This window comes from Acidisoma sp. 7E03, from assembly GCF_054665075.1.
This window is the reverse complement of sequence record NZ_BAAFHE010000022.1, coordinates 1-22,807: the sequence shown is the minus strand read 5'-3', so window position 1 is coordinate 22,807 and position 22,807 is coordinate 1. Positions and strand designations below refer to the sequence as shown.

Below are 22,807 nucleotides of genomic sequence, written 5' to 3'. Positions count from 1 at the left end.
CAATTCGGCTGAGACTGCCTTCCAAACTGTCTCCAATGATCAACCGAAGGTGAACATATTTCGGAAGATCCCAAACCGATGGCAACTACTTCTGGCCAAGTCTGTTCGGACTCTCGCAAATTGATGGCAATGATCAGTAGTCGCGCCCCGTCGAATGTGTCCTTTCCTCTATAAGCGTCGCTGTTAACTATACAGAGCGATCCGGCCCTTGTCCCTACAGAGACTTTTGCATAACGCGAGAGCTAGCACTGGGACAGTTCTGGGAATAGATTCGACGCCAAATCGACACCTGAAAAAGCATCTATCACTGCGTCCGTTGCGCCATCCATCCGGACCCATCCGTCTTCTAACCAGATAACGCGCGTGCACCAGGCCCGCACGACATCGTTTAGGTGGGTAGATAGGACCAAGATGTCTGCCCCAAGAACCATGCTTTCCAGCCGTTCGCGAGCCTTTTCACGAAAACTGGCATCGCCTGCCAAAAACCATTCGTCCATCAGTAACACTTGTGGGCGAATAGCGGTCGCCATTGCAAAGGCTAAGCGCACGATCATTCCTGAGCTGTAGATACGCACCGGCAAATCAAAGAAATCGCCGAGTTCGGCGAAGCTACGTACATCCTCTTGCATAGCTTCAACCGCCGCGTGATCCATATCATGATAGCAGCCGCGAAGCACAACATTTTCTCGTCCCGTCAGCTCGGGGTTCATGCCTTGGTTGGGGTCGAGCAACGCATTGAGCGACCCCTGTATACGGACGCTGCCCGAGACCGGCTCATACACGCCTGCCATCGCGCGCAGTAATGTCGTTTTACCCGCCCCGTTATGGCCAACCAGCCCAAGTCGCTCACCAGGCTTTAATGTGAAGCTGATGGCGCGTAGTGCCTCCACAACAAAGCGATGCTTCTCATTCTCCTGCAACCGCCGACGACCCGTGGCGCGCTCCAAAATGCTGCGCTTAAGACTCCGGGATTGGCCGTGATAGAGCGGAAAGTCGATCCGGAGCTCCCGAACGTCAATGCGCGCTACCATTGCATTACACCCAGAACGCGATGCGGTGACGAACACGAACAAAGGTGAACCAGCCGAGAGCACATAGCACCAAAGAAAAGCCAAGGGCGCTTAAATAGGTTGCTTGGCTGGCGAGGTGGCCAAGCAATGGTGCGCGAAGCACCTCCAAGATGGAATAGAAGGGATCGTAAACTAGGAAAACACCTCGACTGCCCAGCAGGTCTGGTTTGAACATCACGCCTGATACGTAAAAGGCGATCTGAACAATGCTGGTGACAATAGGCGGAATATCTCGGAAGCGCGCGCAGACTGCTCCTAGCATTAGCGAGATGGCAGCCCCGTCCACCAACCACAACAACAGCGCTGGGAGGGAGGCAAGAGCTGACCAACCTAACGGGGAGCGGAACACAAGAAAGACTATCACAATTACTACCAAATTATGCGCAAAAATTAAGAGATTGCGCGCCAAGATCTGAAAAATAAACAGGAAGAACGGTATCCGCATAGACCTGATCATGTTTTCAGCTTGAGTGAAGACTGTGCAGCCGTCACTTATGATAGATGAGAGAAAGCTCCAAAGCGTTAGCGACAGCGCCAGGAAGGGGAGATAAGTGTGGATCGGGGTCTTAAATAAATACGCGTAAACAAATCCCAGCGCACCAACCATGACCGCTGTTGAGAGCGTCAGCCAGAACGGGCCAAGGACCGATCCTCTGTAGCGGAGCCGGATATCAAACCAGCTCAGCATCAAGGAGAGGCGCCATAACTTGGCACCGCGCAGCAGGTCCTGCAGCGCCATGGCGTTACGGTCGCGAAACCCCAAACCTTGACGAAGATCAATCGCAAAACCGCCGTCGATTTCGGTTCGAACGGGAGGCTGGTTATCTAAAGAAAGGGTCATTTGCTTTGCGGATAGCTGATCCGAATCGAGGGTGCAAGCGGTTCGTCCTTCGAGAATAAGAATCCACGCCCACGTAGGCGCTCCATATGTCGCTCCACCAACAAAGCTTGCATGCCCGTACCCTACCTCAGGCAGCAAGCACATGGTCTTTCTTTAGCTCAACTGCTGGGACGCTTTGTCGTGCCTTCCGCCCAGGACTAATAACGTAGCTTTCGAAGGCCAGTAGCCCATCAACGATACACGTCCTCGGTGTTGAGATAATTCTTTACAAAGTGCTCGATGGCCTCCTCCAGCGACGTACCTGGCTTATCATAGCCCGCCGCTCGTAGCCGGTGGTCATTGGCTTGCGTAAAATACTGATAACGCGGACGCATCGCCTCCGGCATTTCGACGAAACGAATGCGCCGCTCCAAACCTAATGTGTCAAAAATGGTGCCAACCAAATCGAGGAAAGTACGAGCCTTGCCACTCCCCAGATTATAGAGCGCCACGCCCTGCGGGCATGCCAGGAGCCACAGTACGACATCAGTAATGTCATGCACGTAGACGAAATCGCGTAGCTGCTCGCCGTCCTTGTACTCCACTTTGTAGCTACGGAACAGGTCGATCGTCTCGCCCGCCTTGATCTTCCCGAAATATTTCGAGACTAAGCTCATCATCGGTCCCTTGTGATATTCGTTTGGACCAAAGACGTTGAAAAACTTGAGTCCCACGCAGAGCGGCGGCAAACGTTCGCCATTTTCTCGTCGCGTGGCAATTACTTGGTCGAAAAGATGCTTGCTCCATCCGTAAAGGTTGAGCGGGCGAAGATTTCGCAGATGGGAAAGAGACATGTCATCGTCGAAACCGAGTGCCCCGTCTCCATAGGTAGCAGCTGAGGAGGCGTAGATCAGCCTAACGCCATGCTTCGTGCACCAATCAAGAAGATGGAGCGAAAAGCGAAAATTGTTTTCAAGAACCTCGTCTCCGTCCTGAGCGAGAGTCGAGGAATTAGCGCCCATATGAATGATCGCCTCAATATCGCTGCGGCTTTCGAGCCACGTCATTAGCTCCCGAGGCGGCACAATATCTTGCACCACTCGTTTTCGCAGCGTCTGCCATTTGCCTTCGGAGCCAAGCGTATCGCAAACTACTATATCGGTACGTCCGAGCTCGTTCAGTGCGGCCACGATATTGGAGCCTATAAAACCTGCTCCCCCCGTCACGACAATCAAATCGTCTCTCCTTAGGCCCTCGCTCCATGCGAGTATGCTGGAGCGATGCTGCACAATCCCCTGCCCCCGCAGCGGCAGTTAAAGTTTATCTGGGCAGCGCGCGATGCGCCACCATGATGGCAGCCGTGAGATGATAGAGGCTGCTCGCCGGTGCCACGTGACGCTCGAACGCGCCGTCGGCATCACGTCGCTCTATCCAAAGACCGGCAGGAGCCGGCGTGATGTAGGTGTCGAGCACATCGTAGGCTTCCAGTACCTTCTCCTCGGAAGCGTCAGGCCGCAGAATTTCGGCTTTCAGCCGTTCGGTCTGTGGCCAAAGCCGCTGACTGCCGGCCCGTAGGGTCCCATCGCTCCAAATCTCATCCACCAGAGCAAGCGTCCTGGGGTCTCGGCCGTAGCGCTCATAAAACACGGCAAGACTCTCGGCTAAAGCCGCCTGTCCTTCAAGAATTGATCGGCCATTGGCGATGCACAGCCGCCGGTGCCAGTCGAGCAGCCATATCCATTCTGCGTGATGTCCGGGCTCGACCACGAAACGCCCTTCTTCTCGATGCGGCACCAGCGTCTCGTCGAAATATTCCGGTAAAGCCCCCTCAACGGATTGCCAAAGACGCGTGACAAAAAACTCCGCCAAGCTATCAGCCCGGTCGAGGAAGCTTTTAAGTCCGAAAGCCTCGGCGGCGGCCAAGTACGCCTCGAAGAGGTGCATGTGCGGATTTTGACGTCGGGGCAGGCTAGGCGGGAGGCTCTCCAGATAACCGCCCGTCTCATGCGCAAAAGCGGCTCCTAGAAAAGCGTCAAGTGCCATGGCCTCATCACGTATCGTATCGCTCGGCATTACTCGCATCGCGCTTGCAAGGGCCAGCAATACAAAGGCATGGTCATAGAGATCCCGCCTTTGATCGAGGACGCGTCCGGCAAGGTCAAATCGCCAAGAATAGCCGCCAGCTGGGTGAAGTGCATGGCGGCGGAGATAGCCAAGCCCAAGAACCACTGCCTCCTCGGCGCCAGGCAGACCTGCCGCCATTGCTTCGCTGAACACATAGGTCTGGCGGGTGACAACGCGGAGCCGTCGGAACTCTGCGGAACAGCCGTGGGTCTCGAGATCCAGGTGCTCGTGAAATCCGCGGACCGACCCTTTGCCATCACGATCGCGCCCATGCTTTAGCCAAAATGGCCAAGCCTCTTCTTGCAACCAGGCGCGGGCTTTGGCATCGGCGGCGGCTAGAGCGGGTGTGGGCATCAACGGCATGACGCACCCTTCTAAGAATCGACGAATGTCGGCTTACTGGGAACCATGCTACCAGTTCCCATGCCGCCACCGGCGTTAGGTTCGATCGTTCCCATGCGCCGGATCATCTCCGTGGTACTGCTATTCGGAAGGTAGTTAATTAATTCAACCCGGCCGCCGTAAGATTCTACAACCTCGCGCCCCACAACTGTCTCAGGCCGATAATCGCCACCTTTGAAGAGAACGTTGGGACGGAGGGCCGAGATGAGGTCAAGCGGCGTATCTTCTTCGAACAGAATGACGGCATCAATCGCTTCCAGTGCGGCGGCGACCGTCATTCGTGCGACTTCGTCCTGTACCGGACGGTTCGGACCCTTGAGACGCTTGACCGAGGTATCAGAATTGAGCGCAAGGACCAGGCGGTCCACCCGGTCTCGGGCCTCCGTCAGGGTGAAGATGTGACCAGGATGCAGGAGATCGAAGCAGCCATTGGTGAACCCGACCGCGAAGCCTGCCTCCTGCCAAGCGAGAACCTGATCCTGGAGCGCAGCGACACTCTGAAAGACTTTGGAGTTGATGCGATGCTCATGCCGGTCGAGGAGGATAGTGGAGATTTCCTCGCGACTGGCGAAGGCTGTGCCGCGTTTCGCCACCACAACGCCAGCAGCAGCATTCGCGATCCTCGTCGCACCCTCCAAGCCTGCCCCGGCAGCGAGTGCCATGGCTAACGCTCCGACCAGCGTATCCCCTGCACCTGAGACATCCGTGACGCGGCGGGCGATTGTAGGCAGCCTCGTTGTCGTACGTCCGCCTTCGACAAGCTGCACGCCTCCCTGACTGCGCTTGACGCAAATGGCAGATACGCCTGAGCGTCGGGTAAGATCGGCCGCTGCCTGCTCAACGGCATCGTCATCCTGCGGTATCGCTCTCCCGAGCGCCGCTGATACCTCGTGCAAATTGGGCGCTATCACTGTCGCACCGCGGTACTTGCTGAAATCGGACCCCTTTGGGTCGACAACTATGGGGATTCCACGTAGCGCCGCGGCTTTGCCAACTGCCTCCATTAGAGACTGCTGAAGCACGCCCTTAAGGTAGTCTGAGAAGATAACAACATCAGCATCTTCCAGCGCGCCTAGGGCGCGATTAGTAAGAGTTGCCAGGATATCAGGCGGGGGCGGCGCCGTCATTTCCCAGTCCAGACGTAGCAAATGGGTGTTATATTGCGGGTTAACGAGCCTCACCTTCAGCGTCGTGCTGCGGCCCGGATCGTAAGTGAGATCAGCGATAATTTCCGGGAACCGAGCAAGCTCCGCTTCGAGTTCGCCAGCAATTGCATCTTGGCCGCAAAGCCCGACAAGCCGGCATCGGCCGCCTAGCGTCGCAACGTTCACCGCGACATTGGCCGCCCCTCCCAGCATTTGCTCCTGCCGGTCTGCCGCCAGCACAAGCGACGGCGCTTCTGGCGAAACGCGCTCAGTTCGGCCATACACAAATCGATCAAGCATGATATCGCCGATTACCACGACTCGACGGCCAGGCATTGCAAGCAAAATGTCGGCTATCGGCGTTGTCATTGGCATCCTCCAGTGCTTTCAACAACCTCACGGACGGGCTCACAGTGCCCCGTAGATCGCTTCACACGAAACATTATTGCGTCTGCCCTAAAATGCGTCGAACCTCCTCATCGAGGTCCGCTGGACGAACTAAGTGACCCACAATCCCCGCCGCTCTTGCGGCCTCGAGGTCGGTAGGCCGGTCACCGATAAGGAAAGAGCCCGGAACCTGAATACGCCATGCGTCCATGAGATCAAAAATCATGCCTGGTGCCGGCTTGCGGCAGCGGCAAACCTGGCGATATGCAGCGATTGGTGCCTCAGGATGATGGGGACAATAGGCAAAAGCATCAATGTGCGCGCCGACGACGGCAAGCTGATCCGTCATCCAGTTATGCAGCAGGTGGACAGCCTCCTCATGGTAGTAACCGCGAGCCACCCCCGCTTGATTAGTAACTACAAATACAAAATAGCCCGCTACGTTGAGCCGCCGCACAGCCGCGCCGGCCCCCTTGATCCACTGTACCTTATCAGGATCATTTGGGTAGCCGTCATCAACGATAAGTATCCCATCCCGATCAAGAAATGCGGCAGGGCGCCGCGGTAGGGTGGCGCTTTTCCCAACATTTAGATCCCCATGACCCAGTGAACATTTATTCATGGACAGAAAGAGCCCCAAGCACTTCCCGGACATAGCCTGAGGCCGGTAGCTCATCAATTAAAGCCCGTTCTAGCCGCGCGCATCCGGCAGCCTGACCCTCACGCATAGACCGGGATAGAGGTGGCAGGCTAGCGAGAGCTAAGCCGAGAAGACTACTCACCTGCATAAATTTAGCATCGTTAAGCAAGAACGTTTCAGGGAGACCATCCTGCCCTCCGTGCAGTGACTCAAGGATATCAATCGCGGTTCTCTCCACGGACCACAGCCTTGGTGGTGCACCCGGCAAATTACCTTGCTGAGGCTCAGGCCAAGCCTTTGTGATTAAAACCACCCAATCGGGGATCCCGAAGCGCCCAGCCTCTGCCAGAACCTGCATGACGCTGGCCTCACCAAAAGGATCTGCAGCCAGGATAACCGCAGAGGGAGTCACGGCGTGGGTCCTGAGGCCATCATAAGGGCGCTTATGGCATCAGGCAGCTCATTTGACCAGTTCGCTAGCCGCTTTCGCCGGTCTGTCAAGCTCGACGCCCGAGTTTAGTTCCTATAAACAAGGCAGATGTCCTCCAATTCGAACACGACCCGTCATCTTACGGTAACCTCATTGCCTCCGACTGTCACACAGATGCATGTAGACAGACCTTGGTCGCGCGTTGATCCGAGTTTAGGGCGTCCGTTCGGCGTTGCTCAGCGATGGTCCGATTCTCCCGGGTATGCGGCCTTGGGGAAGAGACTGCCTGTGGACCGAATTCTCCTCATCAAAGCCGACGCGATTGGGGACTTCGTTCTCTCCCTCGACGCCATGTTGGAGTTGCGACAAGCTTTTCCGGAAGCGCACCTTACCCTCGCTTGCGGCCCTTGGAATGTGCCTATGGCGAAGGCCCTCGACCTATTTAACGAAATTCATGTGGTGAATTTCTTTGCCCCCCGTGCAGATATCCCCCGCCCCACATTTACCGTTGATCTCCTCAACGGACTAGAAGAGCGACGGTTCGACCTTGCGATTGATGTCCGAATTGACGCCGACACACGGGAGATCATGCCGCACATTCAGGCCACCTATAAATGTGGGTTCGAGTCTAATCCCGTCGTGGACTCTCAGATGACGTTCTGGCTGCCCCACGGAATGCCCCCTGGGACTGATGCCAATCTTGGCATGCATCAAACTTTGTTGATGCGACGTCTCATTCATACTGTGATCGGCGTGTTTCGGACTACACCTGACGTCCCTCGGCTTCTCCGCGAGCGCGTCGTTGTTCCTGCTGATTTTGACCTCAGTTTTACTGAAGGACGAATCCTTATCGCATGTAGTACCTCGTCCGGCCGGATCGCGAAAAACTGGCCGTTGCGCCGATATTGCAGCATCATTTCCTGGCTGTGCAACAAGATGGGTGCCGCCGTTCTTCTTCTTGGTGGCGGGGATCAAAGGGCAGAAGCTGAATACCTAATCGGGGAATGCAGATCTCCTTATCTTTCATCGGCCGCCGGTCAAACGTCGCTGCCTCAATCCTTGGATTTGATTTCTCGCGCCGACATCTATTTGGGCAATGATACCGGCCTCACGCATCTTGCTGCGCGACTTGGAACGCCAACAGTGTGCATTTACTCAGGAATCGACCCAACAGCCATGTGGGCACCAATCGGGCCCGATGTAACGTTGCTTAAAGCGCCGGTTCCCTGTTCGCCCTGTCACATCGCAAATTTGTCTGACTGCCATTATGGGCATGCGTGTATCCACGATGTCAACGAAGACGACGTCAAGGCCGCTCTAAGAGGCAAGGTCATCGCCGCCCAGCACAAGCGTGTCAGTAGAACGCCTAGTGCGCTGGATGCGCTTTCGAACCTGACCACGATACTATCGAGCTGCAATCCGAGCGAAAGTAAGTAACGATGACTGTGCTAAGGACGTTGGGGAACGTTCGAAATTTCTCGCGCCGACTCTTTGATTTCCTGACTACGATTTTAAATGAAACTCGCTCGACTAACGAAACGGTAAAATCTCTCGAGCATAATCTCGGTTTTGCAAAAGCAGGCGTTGATATACCCTACCAACTGCAGCGCATCGGCGAGATCGTCGCGACAAACCATCTCGTATCGAAACGACTGGCATCTGGGTCCGCGGCGCTAAATGATTTTTGTGATGAGGCAGCGCAGCTCCTGCTCCAGCACCAACGGCAACTCGACGCCATTTTGAGTGCCAACAAGCTGCTCCTCGAGCGGACACACAATGTTGGCAGAGTTGTCGATCGCGGGATTCCAGCTCTCGAGCAGTCGCTCATTCATTTGACCGAAATGGCAAGGCGTTCAGCGAGCGGCCGCGAACGTATCGCCGCTGCGCTCGATGAGCAGGCAAAAAAGCTTTTTAAGCTTGAAGAAATCGTGAAGGCACAAGAAGTAGTGCTACCCAGTTGGCACGCGACACCCGACTCTGCCGCCGAGATTCGCAGTGTACTGCGTCTTATCGCTCCCCGCAAAGCATCTGATAGTCCGAAACGACGCTTCGGGCGCGAATTTGACGGCGGTTACGTAATGCTCGACGATTTCAAAGGAGCGAGCACCGCGCTGTCTCTCGGCATCAACGACGACGTTTCTTGGGACATCGAAATCGCCCACCGCGGTCTGGATGTCTTCCAATTCGACCACACAATTTCCGAAACGCCAACAGCGCACGAGCGCTTCCATTTCAATCCTTTGCGGATTGCGGCTCAGCCGGCCGATGGCGCCGTTACTTTGGAAGAGGCCTTCCGGCTGGCGGACATAGGAGGCAGATCCTCCGCCATACTTAAGATGGATATCGAAGGCGACGAATGGGACGTTCTGGACAGCGTTGCTGATGATGTTCTGAACCGCTGCAATCAGATTGCGGTTGAATTTCATCATATGGAGCGCCTGATGGAACCCGCATCCTTAGCTCAGGCACGCAGGGTCTTTGAAAAGCTGGCTCGGAGTTTCTTTCTATTCCACGTACACGGAAACAATTGCGGCAACCTCGTAAATGTTCATAACATCGTGCTCCCTGAGACGCTCGAAATGACATTCGCGAAGAACGACGTGTATCAGTCCGTGCATACTCAGGAACTTTTCCCCCAGGAAGTTGACATGCCTAATCAACCGGGACGCGCGGACTTCTTTTTGGGAAGCTTCCATTTTTAGTTTTTCGTCAGGCAAACACACTGACGCCGTATTGCCCGTAGCAGCGATGGAACGACCGATTTTATGACAATGCGCATAGGGTTTCTGGGGAATTGCCAGGTGCAAACCATGGCATACTTGACGACGTTGATGAGCCCAGGCTCCGAAGCTATTTATTTTGATTATTCAACCCCCGAGTCGCGGGACGAGTCGGCTCGAATCGCCTTCGTCGATAGGCTTGCCGATTGCGATCATATCCTAACGCAGTTGGCTTCGTTCAGCGTTACCAATGAGAGCGATCTACGCGCGCGTTTCGGCTCCAAAGTGGTAACTATAGCCAATTTCTATTTCCGCGGTCTTTTTCCAGACAGCTGTTATATTGGAGACTTTGGCCAGCGACTGGACGAGCCCAGCTCCGTCAACAGCGTCGTCATTCTCGACGCTTTCTTACGCGGGGAAAGCGAGACAGCGGCGGTGAACAGTTTCAACCGCGAGAACTACGCGCGGCTTGGCCTCCTGGATGCATGGGCTCTCAGTATGGCGGAGATGCGACGCCGAGAGGCGAATGGGGCTGTGCAAGTGCCCGGAGCCGAACTGATGGAGGCGGCATGCTTGCGGTACCCTGCGTTTCTAACGATGAATCATCCATCCATTGTGATGCTCGCGGAGTACCTACAAAAAGCATTTGCCTACGCTGGGATTCCACATCAGGCGATCAATTCGGCCATTTATGATGATCCTCTTGATCTGCATGACGTTACTCCAATCGACGATATCATCGCCGAGACACGGAACCTACCCTATCGGGGCACACAGCGCTGGCGCTTCAATTCCCTTGAGCGGCGATACATTGACCGCGCGGAACTGGTTCAGCGCTTTTACGCCACATATCGAGAAGCGCCAAGGAATCGGCTAGTTGTAAACTCTCCAACTGATTTGGTTGAGCGGTATAGAAGCGACCCAAAGCTACGGTTTCTTGTTGATGCCGCTGCGCCAGTTGTAGCGGCCCCCGTCCGAGTGAGCGGCAGTGAACATCAGCAACGATCAATGCAGCGGATTGAGAATACTCTCGACGCAATACTATCAAAATCCGAAGAAGCCAGAGTTTATATCCACAAGCTGCACTCCTTCCATCAGATCGCCGATCCGAAAATCGAAGCCATTAGAAGCATCGTGACCGAGGATGCTCTCCTACGGCAGGAGAGTTCTGCTGCCTCCGAACTAAAAATTCTTGAAGCCATTCGAGCTGTGCCAAATTCCATTCTTCCACGCATCCCGAGATTGCGCCGCCTTTGGATTGCTATACTCGTCATGACCTTCTTAGCCGCAATGGCAGCCGAGATTGTGATGCGGATGGCTGTGGGGAGAATTTAACCCCTCTGCTCGCATGCGCTTATGCGTATCGCGCAGATCCACATTACTGAGTGGAATGGTTTTTTCTGACGTTTTCCCGGCGTACCGTCCATCTCGTAGCAGCTATCACAGACATCCAGGAACGAGGCAGAAGCGCGGCATGAGGAAGAACGCAGTGAACCTCGCACCCGTGATGCTGGTCACAGGATTTGTTCCGAAAGCCGAAGTGCGCGCATTGACCGGACTACGTGGGCTTGCTGCTTTGAACGTCATGATCGGCCATTACGACATCCATAGCCTTCCCTTCCTCCATTGCTTTGATTTCACAGACGCCGCCGTCGATGTTTTCTTCTGCCTAAGCAGCTTCACGCTGTGCATGGTCTATCTATCCGACCGAAAGCGCTTTAACTCTTATGATTTCGCTGTCGCCCGATTTGCCCGAATTTACCCGCTTTTTGCCCTCGTGATGACGGTCGGGCTTCTAACAGGCTACTTCTGGGGTGATGAAGCGTTTCCTCACTTCAGTGATGCTTTCATTCTAAAACATACGCTGGCGCAGTTTTTTCTGATTGCTGCTCTCCCAATAAAAAGCCTCTATGGCTTTTGGAACCCGGCCGCATGGTCGGTCGCTATCGAAGGAGTCTGTTATCTCTTCCTCTTCCCTGTCCTCGTGAAGTATTGGCCGCAGGTTCTGCGCCTTTCACCACGTCTGCTGCTGGCAGGAACAGTGTGCTGCGCTCTGATCTGCCACGCAACCTATGTGAAACTATACGATCCCGCAATTAACTTAGTCGGCTTTTCTGGTCCCACCGGTTATTTTACCTACTGGGTTGCCCTGTTCCGCGGCAGCTCAATGTTTATCTCTGGAGCCCTTGCCTACGCTGCCCTTCATCGCCATCGCGAGCTACAACAAGCGACCGGTCTTTTGACTGATGCCGTGACACTGTTAATTATCGCTATCATAGCAGGCGCGTCATTTGGATTTGTCAATCGTCATGCGATGGTTGTACTGGCGCCGTTACTGATCATGGGTATGATGGACCACCAGTCTCTGACAGCGCGCGTACTCGGATCGGGTCCACTGCATTTTCTCGGTTTGATCTCATATTCTATCTATCTGTGGCATCTGCCGGTATACGAAATAGTCTTGCATCTCCGTCCCGCATTTATGGCTTCGGAAATTACACGTATACTCGCGCCGCTTGTGGCGACACTCGGCCTTTCGGTAATCTCCTACTACTTCTTCGAAACCCCCCTGAGACGCCATGTTCGGTGGTTGTTTAGGGCGAAGCGCGGAAAGGCGGCACGACGGAACGAATAGACTGAGCCGCCCGCCGCGGCGATGTCATATCGCAACGTCTTCTTTGTTCTATTGCCTTTGGAACCTTTGCAAGGTGGTGCAATGTCCGATTTACCGAGAAACACTCCGAGCACTACTGTAGCAAGGGCCTCCGAATACTTAGTGCCAGTCGCCCAACTCAACCTTGAAGTTCGCAGACTCAATGCCAGATTGCGCAGCGCCGAGTCACTTATAGACAAAGTGACGCTGGAAAAGGCACAGCTCAGCGCAGCCTTCGCTGTCGCTCTTGCGGAGCGGGAAAAGATTCTCGCCTCCAAGACCTGGCGAGTGGCACGCGCAATTCAAGCTGCCTTGAACATACTCCGGCGCATCTTGGGACCCGCCCGCAAACGCGGCAATCCATCCTCGGAGCCTCCGCACGAATCTCGCACTCACGAGTCGTCAGGCGCTGTTGCAGTACATAGAGATACCACTCCCTCCTATCACGATTGGGCAAGAGCCTCGACCACGCTTTCATCGACAGACCGCAAGCTGATTGTTGAGCACATCAAAAGCTTTACCGTCAGACCGGTCATCTCCTTAGTTATCTGCGCTGGCGGGGAGAATCCGGCTGCTATTGAAACGACCATGGCCTCGATCCGCTCTCAACTGTATCCACATTGGGAATTTTGCTTAAGCCCGCAAGACGCAGTAACCGGCTCCTTTCTGGCGATGTTGGAACCTGGCGATATCCTGGGCGAGGAAGCACTTTTCGAAATAGTGTTCGAACTCCAGTCCGCGCCGGAATTGGCTGTTATTTATACCGACGAGGATCGGATCAATGAATTGGGGCAACTCAATAGTCCTATGCTGAAGCCTGCCTTCAGCATAGACCTTGCTCTTGCCACCCGGCTGACCGGAGCTCTCACCATCTATCGCCGTTCGACGCTCGAGGCCATGGGCATTTCAGCAAAATCGATCACCTCGATTTCGGATCAGGAGCTTGTTGTCGCTGTCGCGGCTCATAGTGGCGCCTCCGCAATCCGACATATTCCCGCCATCCTTTGCCATCGGGCAGCGACGAATATCGATGCTGCGGTCACTCCTGATGCAGCGACCGCAGCCAAGCGTCTGGCGACCGTTGCTAGCAAGATCGCTTCGGTGGAGGTCACGCCCCTACCTAATCATCCCCAATGGAACCGCGTAATTTGGCCCCTGCCCCCTGTCCTCCCCCGCGTCAGCGTGATCATTCCGACACGCGATAAGGCGGATTTGCTGACACGCTCCGTTCTAGGAGTCCTCTTTCGTACTAACTACCAGAATCTGGAAGTCATCATCGTTGATAACGACAGCGTGGACACCGCTACCTTCGGGCTGTTTCGCTTACTGGAGAACGACTCACGCGTAAGAATAATCCATGTGCCAGGCACCTTCAACTATTCGGCGATGAACAACAAAGCCGCACGGGAGGCAACCGGAGATATTTTGCTACTGCTCAACAATGATATTGATGTAATCGAGCCCGGTTGGCTGACCGAATTAGTCTCGCACGCTGTGCGACCTGATGTTGGCGCGGTTGGAGCAAAGTTACTCTATGCAGACGGCCTTGTCCAGCATGCGGGCGTCGTTCTAGGCGTCGGAGAACACAACGCCGGTCCCGGGGTTGCAGGGCATTTTGGACTTGCGGCGGAGCCCGACGACCCCGGGTATCTCGGCCAGTTCGCCGTCACGCGTGAGGTTTCTGCGGTGACGGGCGCATGCCTAGCACTCCGGCGCGAGATCTATGATGCAGTAGGCGGCCTCAACGAGGAGCAACTTCCTATATCTTTTAACGATGTAGACTTTTGCCTGCGCATCCGAGCCAAGGGCTTCCGCATCATCTGGACGCCGTTTGCGCGACTTTATCACCTTGAGTCTGCAACGCGCGGCCTCGCAGAGAATCCAGAAAGGATTGCACAGTCAGCAAGAGAAGCTGATTATATGCGACATCAATGGGGAACAACTCTCGATCAAGACCCCTTCTACAACCCCGCTTTCGACCGCAGGGATCACTCTTTTAAGCTGGCCAGCTCACCTCGAATCAAGAAGCAGTGGCGCTGTAAAACGGATCAACCCGCTGAGAGTTCCTAAAGCTTCCAATGGCATTTCCTACTTCCCGCCGGACTTTATTGTCAGGTATTTTCGTATCGAGAAACAGAGGCGCCGCCACGTGGCCCCTGGAGCTGAGCTACCTCCTGCAGGGTATCCTCAACAACCTTGACGAAGGCGGCGGCGCTCACGTTCCAATCGGTGACTTTGGCCATTCTTGGAACCGGTTGGCATACTTCAGAACGCTTGACTTGATCCGCTAGCCATTCACATCCGATCAGAACACTATGGGTCGTCTTGATACCGAACTCACGGTGAGCTGGAATATCGGATGCCAAGACCGGAAGACCCATGGCAAGAGCCTGCCCAATCCCCAGGTTATATCCCTCCCACTTCGAGAAACTCATATAAGCATCGGCCATCTTGTAGAGATCGGCCAGCGTGGCGTTGGAGACATTCGGATAGACCTTAAATCCGAGGGCCTCCACCTGCTTCACATCCTCCGCGGTCCCTGCACCAGCCAGCACCCATTCGACTTTGGGCGAGAGATTAGGATATAGATAGGGGAATTCGCGCAGAATTTCTGCGATTTTGTCGAGTCCTTTATATGCACGTTCACCTTCATGAAAGCGACAAACCGTCAGTACAACAAATTTTCCCTTCCAACCCCTCTTTTCCCGCAAGCGGTCTCGATCCGAGCGGTAGGTTTCTGACCATACAGCTAAGTGAGAATTCGCATTTTCTACGACGATCGCATCTTGATACAGCGTCTCCTCTTTTACCGATTGAGAAATAACACTAATCGCAGCTGCGAGAACGGCAGCACGCCGCTTTTCGTCGCCGACCCGAACGAGATAGTCACGCGTTGGCCCCTGAAAGAGATGGACCGGCGGTTCGCCGTGATCATGAGCTAAAACCGGAATGTGACTCCCCACAAGAAGTGAGACTTCGAAGAAAGGCGGGGTGTGGCTGACGATCAGCGCGACGCCGTTTCTAAAGGCATATGCTGCAGCTTCCTCCGCCGACGTTAGATTTACGCGCACGCAACCCGGAAAACTTAGTTCCTCATCGGCAGCAGGCCCACCTATGACCACCTCGTAGCCGCTCTCAACCAACTTCTTAGCGTGTTGTTGCATAACTACCGGGACACCGTACCCGACCTTGTAAACCAGACTAAGCATTAGAATGCGAGAAGCGCTGCTGGCACTTTGCAACCACGGCATGCGTACCCGCGGGGGCTCTGCTAGCGCCCCGACACGCTGCAGAGACTTGTTGGGGTTATAAAACGGGTCGTCATAAAAGTAGTTGCGGAAGCGCCTACACGTGTAGTCTGCTTCGCTGAAGCCTCGGAGCGCTATCTCTCGTGTCTCTGTAAGGCTTTCTCCCGGAGGTCTCTGAGAGAGAAGCGCGTCTGCGATGTATATATTACGCAAATTAGCCGAAAGAGCCGAAAGGCAGAGCTTGATATCGCCCCAAGAGGTGATAAGTACCTGATCAAATCCTCCCAATTCGAGAAATATTTCTCGGCGGATGGCGAGACAGGCTCCCAACGGCAAAGACATCTCCCGTGTATGGTCTTGGAGCGATGCGATCGCCGGCTGCATGGTATGCAGCAGAGGCCCCGCTGTCCCAATGCCACCTGCAACCGAACCCGCTTGCTTGAGCGCCCCATCCGGGGACAGAACTTTGCTTCCAACAGCGCCGACGCCGCGCATCTGCGCAATGCTCGCGATTTTGGCGAGCCATTCTGGGTCAATGACATTGGCGTCGCCGTCGAGAAATACCAAAACATCGCCACGCGCCACGTCCCGAGCCGCGGCATTGATTGCTGCGACGCCAGACGAAGGATTGGGCCGGACGATCAATAAGTTTGGTCGGGATTCTATTTCATTAAGGAACTCCACTAATTCCGGTGGGTTTGAACCATTGTCAACAACGACGATTTCTACTCTCGCCTCTTCATACGACGTATTTTCCAAAATACCATCAAGACAAATTCGAAGTTCCTCGAGTCCGGTTAATTTACGAAGAATGATTGAGACCGTCGACGCACTCCCTTTATCAGTCGTCTTTTTGTGCATCCTGCACGGGTTTTTGCGCAAATGGAACAATATGAAAGGAAGATGCTCAATCAATTTATCCCGCCCCCATGTTCGCAGCATGAGCCGACGAATCCAATCATCCCTTTCAGACAATGCCGGATGCATTAACGTCTCGGTTTCTTTACAGTCCCACTCGGCCTCCTCCGAAATAAGAAGGCAATCCCCGACGTAGTTGTAGGAGGTAAGGTATTGGGGTGAGAACTGCGGCTTAAAACACGGAGCCTCTCGCTCGCTGCCAGCAGAGCTAAGATCATGGTCAGAATAGACAATCGCTGCACCGGTCGTTGTTGCTGCTTGAAGAAACATATAAGTCGAGAACTTGTTAAGCAACACGCTGCCGAAGGTCAAAAGAACAAATCTAAATCTACTCCGGATCTTCTCTACTTCCGAAGCTAGCGTGATAACCGGAATTTCTCCGGCAGCGGCTTGCAGCCACTGCAGTTCAGAAGTATCCAAATCGGATGACGCGACTATTGCGCCCTGCCAATCAGCATGGATGGCACCTCGCCAGGAGGCCAACATGTGTTCGATGGACGCGACATCATCCCGACCGACCACCGCCAAAACAAGGAGCTCGGGAAGGGCTAGCTTAGCGTGATGAGATGTTGCCGCTTGCTCGTGATCATTTTTGGATATGTCATATCGATCCAACCAGTCACGGTATGCAGCAGCATCTACGGAACTAGAAGGTGCGGGAAGCTGCTGCTCAGGCTCCGCAACATTTGCCGTGTTGATGATCCACTGCCGAAGACCCGGAGCGCCCTTTCGGACTCCAACGTGCACGATGGACTTTGCAAGAAAGGCCAGATTTTGATGACGGCCGTGGATTTTCGTCAGTAATAGAAGCCCCGTTCTAAGAGACTGGGCATTACGCCGAACCTTTTTGAAGAGCATCGACTACCTTCCGTCGGTCAATTCCACAGCCATCGCTCGGTTGTTCATCAACCTCACCCGATGACTCGTGTCCTTTTGGGATCTCACTGCTGCAATGCCACACGATTAACCCGATTTTGACAAGAGATAGGCAATCCTTTTTGTCGCGAATCCCTTCGATGCCCGGATGGACGGGCACATAGTTTTCTCAGCCTGGGTTTATGCGAATTTTTTGCCAGGTTAGATAGGCTTTTTGCAGCGGAGATTCTAACTGACTTCTGCGTACGGTCCATCAGCGGATCGCAGCAGCGTCCCATACGTGCCGATTTCCTGACATACACAGGATCACTCCACTCTTATACGACGGAAGCCGTTGACCCGCCGTTGACGCGTTTGGTGAACGATTTGCATAGCTTCGGCATACCCAGGGCACCACAGCATAAAAAGAGCCTGCAGCGACAATATACGGGCTGCCCTGTCCCCGCGTCATAGCTTGACAAAATTCCGGGGGACGAGGGAGCCCACGGTGGTCCACACCGCTTAAAATCGGCGTCGCCGACGCAATTCTCACCCCTTGCGCTGAGAGCGTTTGGTGAAAATTTTTCTCGACCTAGGCCCCAGCGTCATGCAGACTCGCCAATATACTGTCCTGGTGGAGTAGACTTTAGTCAGTCGTACGATGACGCGCACTTCAATCCGATGCTAGGAAAGCAATCCAGAAGGCGGCGCACAGGGCTGTTTGTTGCCGATGCTAGAGTTACGCGATTCTGTTTCAACGTCCGGTGGCCCTTAAGGGCATCCCAGGAAATGGCGAACAAGCGATATCTCCGTATGCCCCGTGAGGTCTTGGGGCGGGCGTTTGGAGGTATTTTGGCAAGCGCGGCCTACCTAGCTCGGCTCAATGCACAGGAAGTTGAATGACCTTACCGAAACCGCTCTCTCGAATGGAAGCTTATTCGGTCACCCGCCGGGTCTCCGAACTCCAAGCCGAGATTGCCAAAAGCGAACTTAAACGAGCCCGGCTCAATGCTACGATTTCTGAACAAGAGGCTGAAATATTGGCGCTGCGGGAAGCCATAGGGCAGATCCATGCCTCTCTATCCTGGCGGCTTTCAGCACCGGTGCGGATCGCCGGCTCGCTCTTGCGGACCATGTTGCCGCACCTGCCGGCCTTGCGCCGTATCTGCCGAGACGCACAACGCCGCCCTTCGACGGCGGATAACGTGATCTTGCCCGAAAACCCCGTGGACAGAAGCAACTACATCCCCTTGCACACCTCAGAAGGCGGTTCTGGTACGGTGACTATTGAGATACTCCATCGGTTGTCCCAGTCCTTGTGATCTCACACATGACCACACTTTTCGTTAGCGATGCAATTGTTGAAGAACGATTGAACTTCTATATGACCGGTCCAAACGCGGCCTTAAGCGGCTGGAGAAAACTCTCTGCGCTTTACCAGCAAAGCTTTGCGAGCTGCGGCCTAAGGGTCAGATCCGTCATACGCCCTGAAATCTATCACACAGAGATTTCGCATCAGCTTCTCGGTGTCGAACCTGGTGATTGGCATCTTGCTGTCAAGCCGCTAGAGCACCTGCGTCCGTTTCATCATCTTTCGAATGCCTTTGTTTGTAATTGGCCGTTCGCCACGCTCGGATCCACGCTCAGAGGTGAATCACCTTTTTTTCACCAAGCGCGTCTGCTTGGCGCAGCGGATGCCATCTTCTGTTGTACCGATTTCACGACCAAAACATTGCACTCAGCGGGGGTCACACACGCGTTTACTTTACCACCCGCTATACCGACTCCGAAAGTCGCGCCGTACAGGGCTTCTCGAAGGGGGCCGACGCAATTCCTTTCTGTGCTTGAACCTTCCCATCTCGATCGCCAGTTGACTTCACTGATCGAGGGATTCGGAGCCGCGATTGCGGAGAAAGATTTGCGATTGACGCTTTATTTGCAAGGTGCCGGCCCAAACAGTCTCTCTCTACTGGAGCAACATGTTGCTCGAAATTGGCCCGCTTCAATTCGGCCTTATGAGGAGTTCGTTGCGATAATCGGCGGCGGAGCCGGCGAAGAGCTAGACCTTTATCATGAGGCTGATTTCTTTCTCTGCGCCCATTCTGCACCCGGCCTCTTTCTTCCTTTGGCAGAAGCGGCACTGGCAGGACTGCCGCTTGTGACCACCTTGACGGGCGGCACAGCAAGTTTTCTTGCACCGGAGGCGATAATACCCATCACAACCACAAACCATGTACTTTCAGCAGAGGAAGAGATGATAGCCCGCTTCGTCCCGCTCACCGCTCATCCTCCCGCCGAGGGGGCCGTGCGTGCCGCAGTTTTGACTGCTGATGCGCTAGCCGAGATAGACCGCCGACGAATCGCGAAGGCCGGCCAAGAGCTTGCGCAAGCGTGCTTCGGCGATGCAGCTTTCCGGCTTAGCCTACAATCTCTGGACGCTATTTTTGAGTTTGCAATATGAGCGAAAACCCAGGGTCCGAACTCGGCCGGAAGTCAGTGGTTGTTGATATAGGACCGCTGCGAGAGCCATTCTATACTGGAATTCCAAATGTAATCGCTGCACTCTGCTCTCGTTTCTTGGCAGACGTCACCCTGGACGTGTATTTTGACATGGATGGCCGCTGGATTGATAACGAAGCCGTGCTTCAATGCCTTTCACTCCGCAGTGGATCCCGCCTTATAGGACAAGGCGAGCATTTCTTGCCGGCAGATTCCATCAGAGAACTGCTCGATCAGACAGGCAAATTCGCCTGCACAGCCGCACTTTACACGGATTACCGGCCTCCGGTGAAACGATATCCACGCGAGGGAAAAATTGTTCACGATTTATCTATGATTTTGACACCTGAATGCCATCCACCTGAGGCGGCCGCAATTTATGTGCACGATCTATCCGAACAAATTGCTTTGTCTGACGTCTTGTTCTGCGTTTCTGAGGCGACCGCGCGCGACCTTCGGTGGATTTACGGCGTCGACTCTTCACGAATCAAAGTCGCGCTACTCGGTAGCAACGTCGATTTAACGGCGGTGGAACGCATGCGCTCCTTAATCGGCGCCCGTCGGGTAGAGCCCTTTCTTCTGATACTAGGTTCCATCGAGCCGCGAAAAAATAACTTGTTAGTGTTGCGTTGGCTCTCCGAACATCGGGAAATTCTCTCCGAAATGCGTGTTGTCTTCGCGGGTCGCCAAGCTTGGGGAAAGACCTTTTCTACGATGGTCGAAGAATGCAACTTACAGGATGCGGTCACTGCTGGAAAAATTGTTTATGCCGACTTCGTTGATGAGAAATATCGAACAGCTTTGTTGGTTGGTGCGTCCGCGCTTATTTATGCTTCCGTTTATGAAGGTTTCGGTTTGCCATGCCTCGAGGCAATGGTAGCGGGAACACCGGTCCTAGGATCCGTATCGAGTTCAATACCGGAAGTTCTGGGCGACTGTGCCTACTACTTTGATCCGTGTAGTGTAGCGTCACTACATAATGCGTACCTGTCTTGGAAGGACGATCAAAGTTCTGGCTTTGTCAGCAATATCGTTTCTAAGGCAAGACTTAGGGCAACGCAATTCGACTTCGATCAAACCTACAAGGTCATTATTGACGGCCTCTTTCAAAGAAGTTGATGCTGTCAGGCGTTTATTTGCATTTTGAGAGGGGTGGCTGCAGCGCCAGGTGCCCGTGGCTCGGTAAGGTATTTGATCCCGCGTTTTTTGATGGTGGAGTCTTTTCGCAGGAGCGGAAGGAAGCACTATGGACCAGTTTCTTCATGGGAGCGCCACGACGACAGAGGCAGTGTGTCGCGTGATACAGCAAGTCAGGAGAGCCTGAGGGCGCGGGCCAGGCGTTATGGGATCAATCGGAGGACGGTCGCGAAGCGAGAGAAATGCACTCTGGTTGTTGATTTTCGCTGAGGACTGACCCGGGAGGGTTCGGATAAAAAGTTGGACTATTCTAAATGCTCAGGCCGAGGCTCTTACGATATTCGACCGGGCTGAGTGATCCCAGTGATATTTTGATGCGCGTTTCATTGTACCAGCGGATGTAGGCATCTACCTCGGCGACGAACTGCTCGATTGTGATGACTTTCCAGTCTCGTAGATAGAAGAGCTCGGTTTTCAACCGACCGAAGAACCCTTCGCACGCGGCGTTGTCTTGCGAGCAACCCTTTCGGGACATCGAGCGAACCAGTCTTGCTTCGCTGATACGGGTTAACCAGCCGGGCCATCGATAGTGGGCTCCGCGATCGGAATGGATGATTGGCCGTTCATCGCCGGTGGCGACGGTTCCGATGGCTGCATTCAGCATGGTGTTGACGAGGCCCGCATCTGGTTGGGTCCCAATGGACCAGCTGATGACCATGCCGTCAAAGCAGTCGATGATGGGCGAAAGGTACACCTTGCCTGCTGGGATCTGGAACTCGGTGATGTCTGTCAGCCGCTTCACGTTCGGCGCTTCTGCATGGAAGTCGCGATTGATCAGGTTCTCAGGCGCTGGACTGATCTCTCCCAGATAGGATCCAAACCGCCGTCGACGCGGCCTGGCAACGACCAGCTGCTCCTGCTTCATCAATCGCTGCACAACCTTTTCCGAGATCATCACGCTTTGTCGGGCCAGCGACGCCTGCAGTCGTCGATAACCGTAGCAACGACGGTTCGCTTCAAAGATCTCAGCTAGGCTGTGGCGGACGGCGGCATACTTGTCTGCCAGGCACATGCGGGCGCGATGGTAGAAGTAGGAGCTGCGGGCAATCCGAAGCTGGGCAAGCAGTTCTGGCAAGCGACAAACTTCCTTAAGGGCGTCAATCAGCTGGGTCTTGTCTCGATTACTCAGTATCTGCAGATCGACGCCCAGGTCTTTTTTTAGGAGTTCGTTGACCTTCTTCAGGAGATCATGCTCGAGTTGTAACTGGCGGACATCACGCTGGAGGGCTTCAAGCTGTCGCTCAAGCTCTTCACGGTCAGGCAGCTTGGGGTTGGATTTGTGGCGTTTCATGGATGAAGGAGCCTCGTGACCGAGTAGCTGATCTTTCCCGCTGTACAATGTCGGCCTTGAGACGCCCAGCCGGTCAGCCACCTTTTGAGCTTTTTCATCTCCACTGCATAATCCGATGACCCCCGCTTGCCGGACCTCCTCGGAATAGCCAGGATGCCACGATCGACCGACCATCGATGTCCGCGCCTCCGGAAACGCCTCGCGAGCCCATGCGGTTAGAATTCCTCGACCCGGATCGCCGAGTGCCCTCCTCGTTGCCGTAACGCAACGCGCATGGGTGTGAAGTTACTCAAGTGCCGCCTGCCTCTGAGCCTCTAAGAGGCTGTTTGAAAATGGTTGTGGCGGCTCGGCGCGGTCTGATTCAAGCTTGGGATGTGGACCCAAGAGAGCCGAGGCCGGATGGCCGAC

The 22,807-nt window shown here is 54.5% G+C and carries 15 protein-coding genes and 2 pseudogenes; 9 read left to right on the top strand and 8 right to left on the bottom strand.

The window, feature by feature from the left end; genetic code table 11:
- Positions 1-242: 242 nt before the first annotated feature.
- The 6 genes from ACYQ6W_RS21385 to ACYQ6W_RS21360 all read right to left on the bottom strand — a co-directional run bounded on the left by ACYQ6W_RS21385 (position 243) and on the right by ACYQ6W_RS21360 (position 6,588).
- Positions 243-1,031, bottom strand: coding sequence for an ABC transporter ATP-binding protein (locus ACYQ6W_RS21385; RefSeq protein ID WP_459678179.1), 789 nt, complete (start codon positions 1,029-1,031; stop codon positions 243-245).
- 4 nt (positions 1,032-1,035) lie between these two features.
- Positions 1,036-2,055 (bottom strand): ABC transporter permease, encoded by a 1,020-nt coding sequence (locus ACYQ6W_RS21380; RefSeq protein WP_459678178.1) that lies wholly within the window; start codon positions 2,053-2,055, stop codon positions 1,036-1,038.
- 86 nt (positions 2,056-2,141) lie between these two features.
- A complete protein-coding gene (gene rfaD / locus ACYQ6W_RS21375; protein ID WP_459678183.1) occupies positions 2,142-3,116 on the bottom strand; it encodes an ADP-glyceromanno-heptose 6-epimerase in 975 nt (324 codons plus the stop codon).
- Between the two features lie 94 nt (positions 3,117-3,210).
- Entirely contained in the window at positions 3,211-4,377 is a 1,167-nt protein-coding gene (locus ACYQ6W_RS21370) for an AGE family epimerase/isomerase (RefSeq protein WP_459678176.1), read from the bottom strand.
- An 11-nt stretch (positions 4,378-4,388) separates the two neighbouring features.
- Positions 4,389-5,930, bottom strand: coding sequence for a D-glycero-beta-D-manno-heptose 1-phosphate adenylyltransferase (rfaE2, locus tag ACYQ6W_RS21365; RefSeq protein WP_459678174.1), 1,542 nt, complete (start codon positions 5,928-5,930; stop codon positions 4,389-4,391).
- Positions 5,931-6,003: 73 nt separating this feature from the next.
- Positions 6,004-6,588 carry a D-glycero-alpha-D-manno-heptose-1,7-bisphosphate 7-phosphatase gene (locus ACYQ6W_RS21360; protein WP_459678173.1) on the bottom strand — a complete coding sequence of 195 codons (585 nt, stop codon included), beginning with the start codon at positions 6,586-6,588 and terminating at the stop codon, positions 6,004-6,006.
- A gap of 718 nt (positions 6,589-7,306) precedes the next feature.
- On the opposite strand from ACYQ6W_RS21360, the gene ACYQ6W_RS21355 reads away from it, so the two are divergent.
- The 5 genes from ACYQ6W_RS21355 to ACYQ6W_RS21335 all read left to right on the top strand — a co-directional run bounded on the left by ACYQ6W_RS21355 (position 7,307) and on the right by ACYQ6W_RS21335 (position 14,461).
- Positions 7,307-8,455 (top strand): glycosyltransferase family 9 protein, encoded by a 1,149-nt coding sequence (locus ACYQ6W_RS21355; RefSeq protein WP_459678171.1) that lies wholly within the window; start codon positions 7,307-7,309, stop codon positions 8,453-8,455.
- Between the two features lie 2 nt (positions 8,456-8,457).
- Entirely contained in the window at positions 8,458-9,720 is a 1,263-nt protein-coding gene (locus tag ACYQ6W_RS21350; RefSeq protein ID WP_459678169.1) for an FkbM family methyltransferase, read from the top strand.
- Positions 9,721-9,783: 63 nt separating this feature from the next.
- Positions 9,784-11,073, top strand: a complete 1,290-nt coding sequence (locus ACYQ6W_RS21345) for a WcbI family polysaccharide biosynthesis putative acetyltransferase (protein WP_459678167.1) — start codon at positions 9,784-9,786, stop codon at positions 11,071-11,073.
- Between the two features lie 154 nt (positions 11,074-11,227).
- Positions 11,228-12,373 (top strand): acyltransferase family protein, encoded by a 1,146-nt coding sequence (locus ACYQ6W_RS21340; RefSeq protein ID WP_459678166.1) that lies wholly within the window; start codon positions 11,228-11,230, stop codon positions 12,371-12,373.
- 81 nt (positions 12,374-12,454) lie between these two features.
- Complete coding sequence (locus ACYQ6W_RS21335) at positions 12,455-14,461, top strand: glycosyltransferase family 2 protein (RefSeq protein WP_459678165.1); 2,007 nt, start codon at positions 12,455-12,457, stop codon at positions 14,459-14,461.
- 41 nt (positions 14,462-14,502) lie between these two features.
- Here the strand turns inward: ACYQ6W_RS21335 and ACYQ6W_RS21330 are convergent, their stop codons facing one another.
- Positions 14,503-17,415: a glycosyltransferase gene (locus ACYQ6W_RS21330; protein ID WP_459678164.1), complete on the bottom strand. Its 2,913-nt coding sequence runs from the start codon at positions 17,413-17,415 to the stop codon at positions 14,503-14,505.
- Positions 17,416-18,311: 896 nt separating this feature from the next.
- Between ACYQ6W_RS21330 and ACYQ6W_RS21325 the strand changes: the two genes are divergently transcribed.
- The 4 genes and pseudogenes from ACYQ6W_RS21325 to ACYQ6W_RS21310 all read left to right on the top strand — a co-directional run.
- Positions 18,312-18,734 carry a hypothetical protein gene (locus tag ACYQ6W_RS21325; protein WP_459678162.1) on the top strand — a complete coding sequence of 141 codons (423 nt, stop codon included), beginning with the start codon at positions 18,312-18,314 and terminating at the stop codon, positions 18,732-18,734.
- Positions 18,735-18,742: 8 nt separating this feature from the next.
- A complete protein-coding gene (locus ACYQ6W_RS21320) occupies positions 18,743-19,873 on the top strand; it encodes a glycosyltransferase family protein (protein WP_459678161.1) in 1,131 nt (376 codons plus the stop codon).
- Complete coding sequence (locus tag ACYQ6W_RS21315; RefSeq protein ID WP_459678158.1) at positions 19,870-21,030, top strand: glycosyltransferase family 4 protein; 1,161 nt, start codon at positions 19,870-19,872, stop codon at positions 21,028-21,030. Before ACYQ6W_RS21320 ends, ACYQ6W_RS21315 begins: the two co-directional genes overlap by 4 nt.
- Before the next feature lie 127 nt (positions 21,031-21,157).
- A pseudogene (locus ACYQ6W_RS21310) lies at positions 21,158-21,309 on the top strand (IS481 family transposase); the annotation flags it as partial.
- Positions 21,310-21,358: 49 nt separating this feature from the next.
- Here ACYQ6W_RS21310 and ACYQ6W_RS21305 read toward each other — a convergent pair.
- A pseudogene (locus tag ACYQ6W_RS21305) lies at positions 21,359-22,714 on the bottom strand (IS3 family transposase); the annotation flags it as partial.
- Between the last annotated feature and the right edge of the window lie 93 nt (positions 22,715-22,807).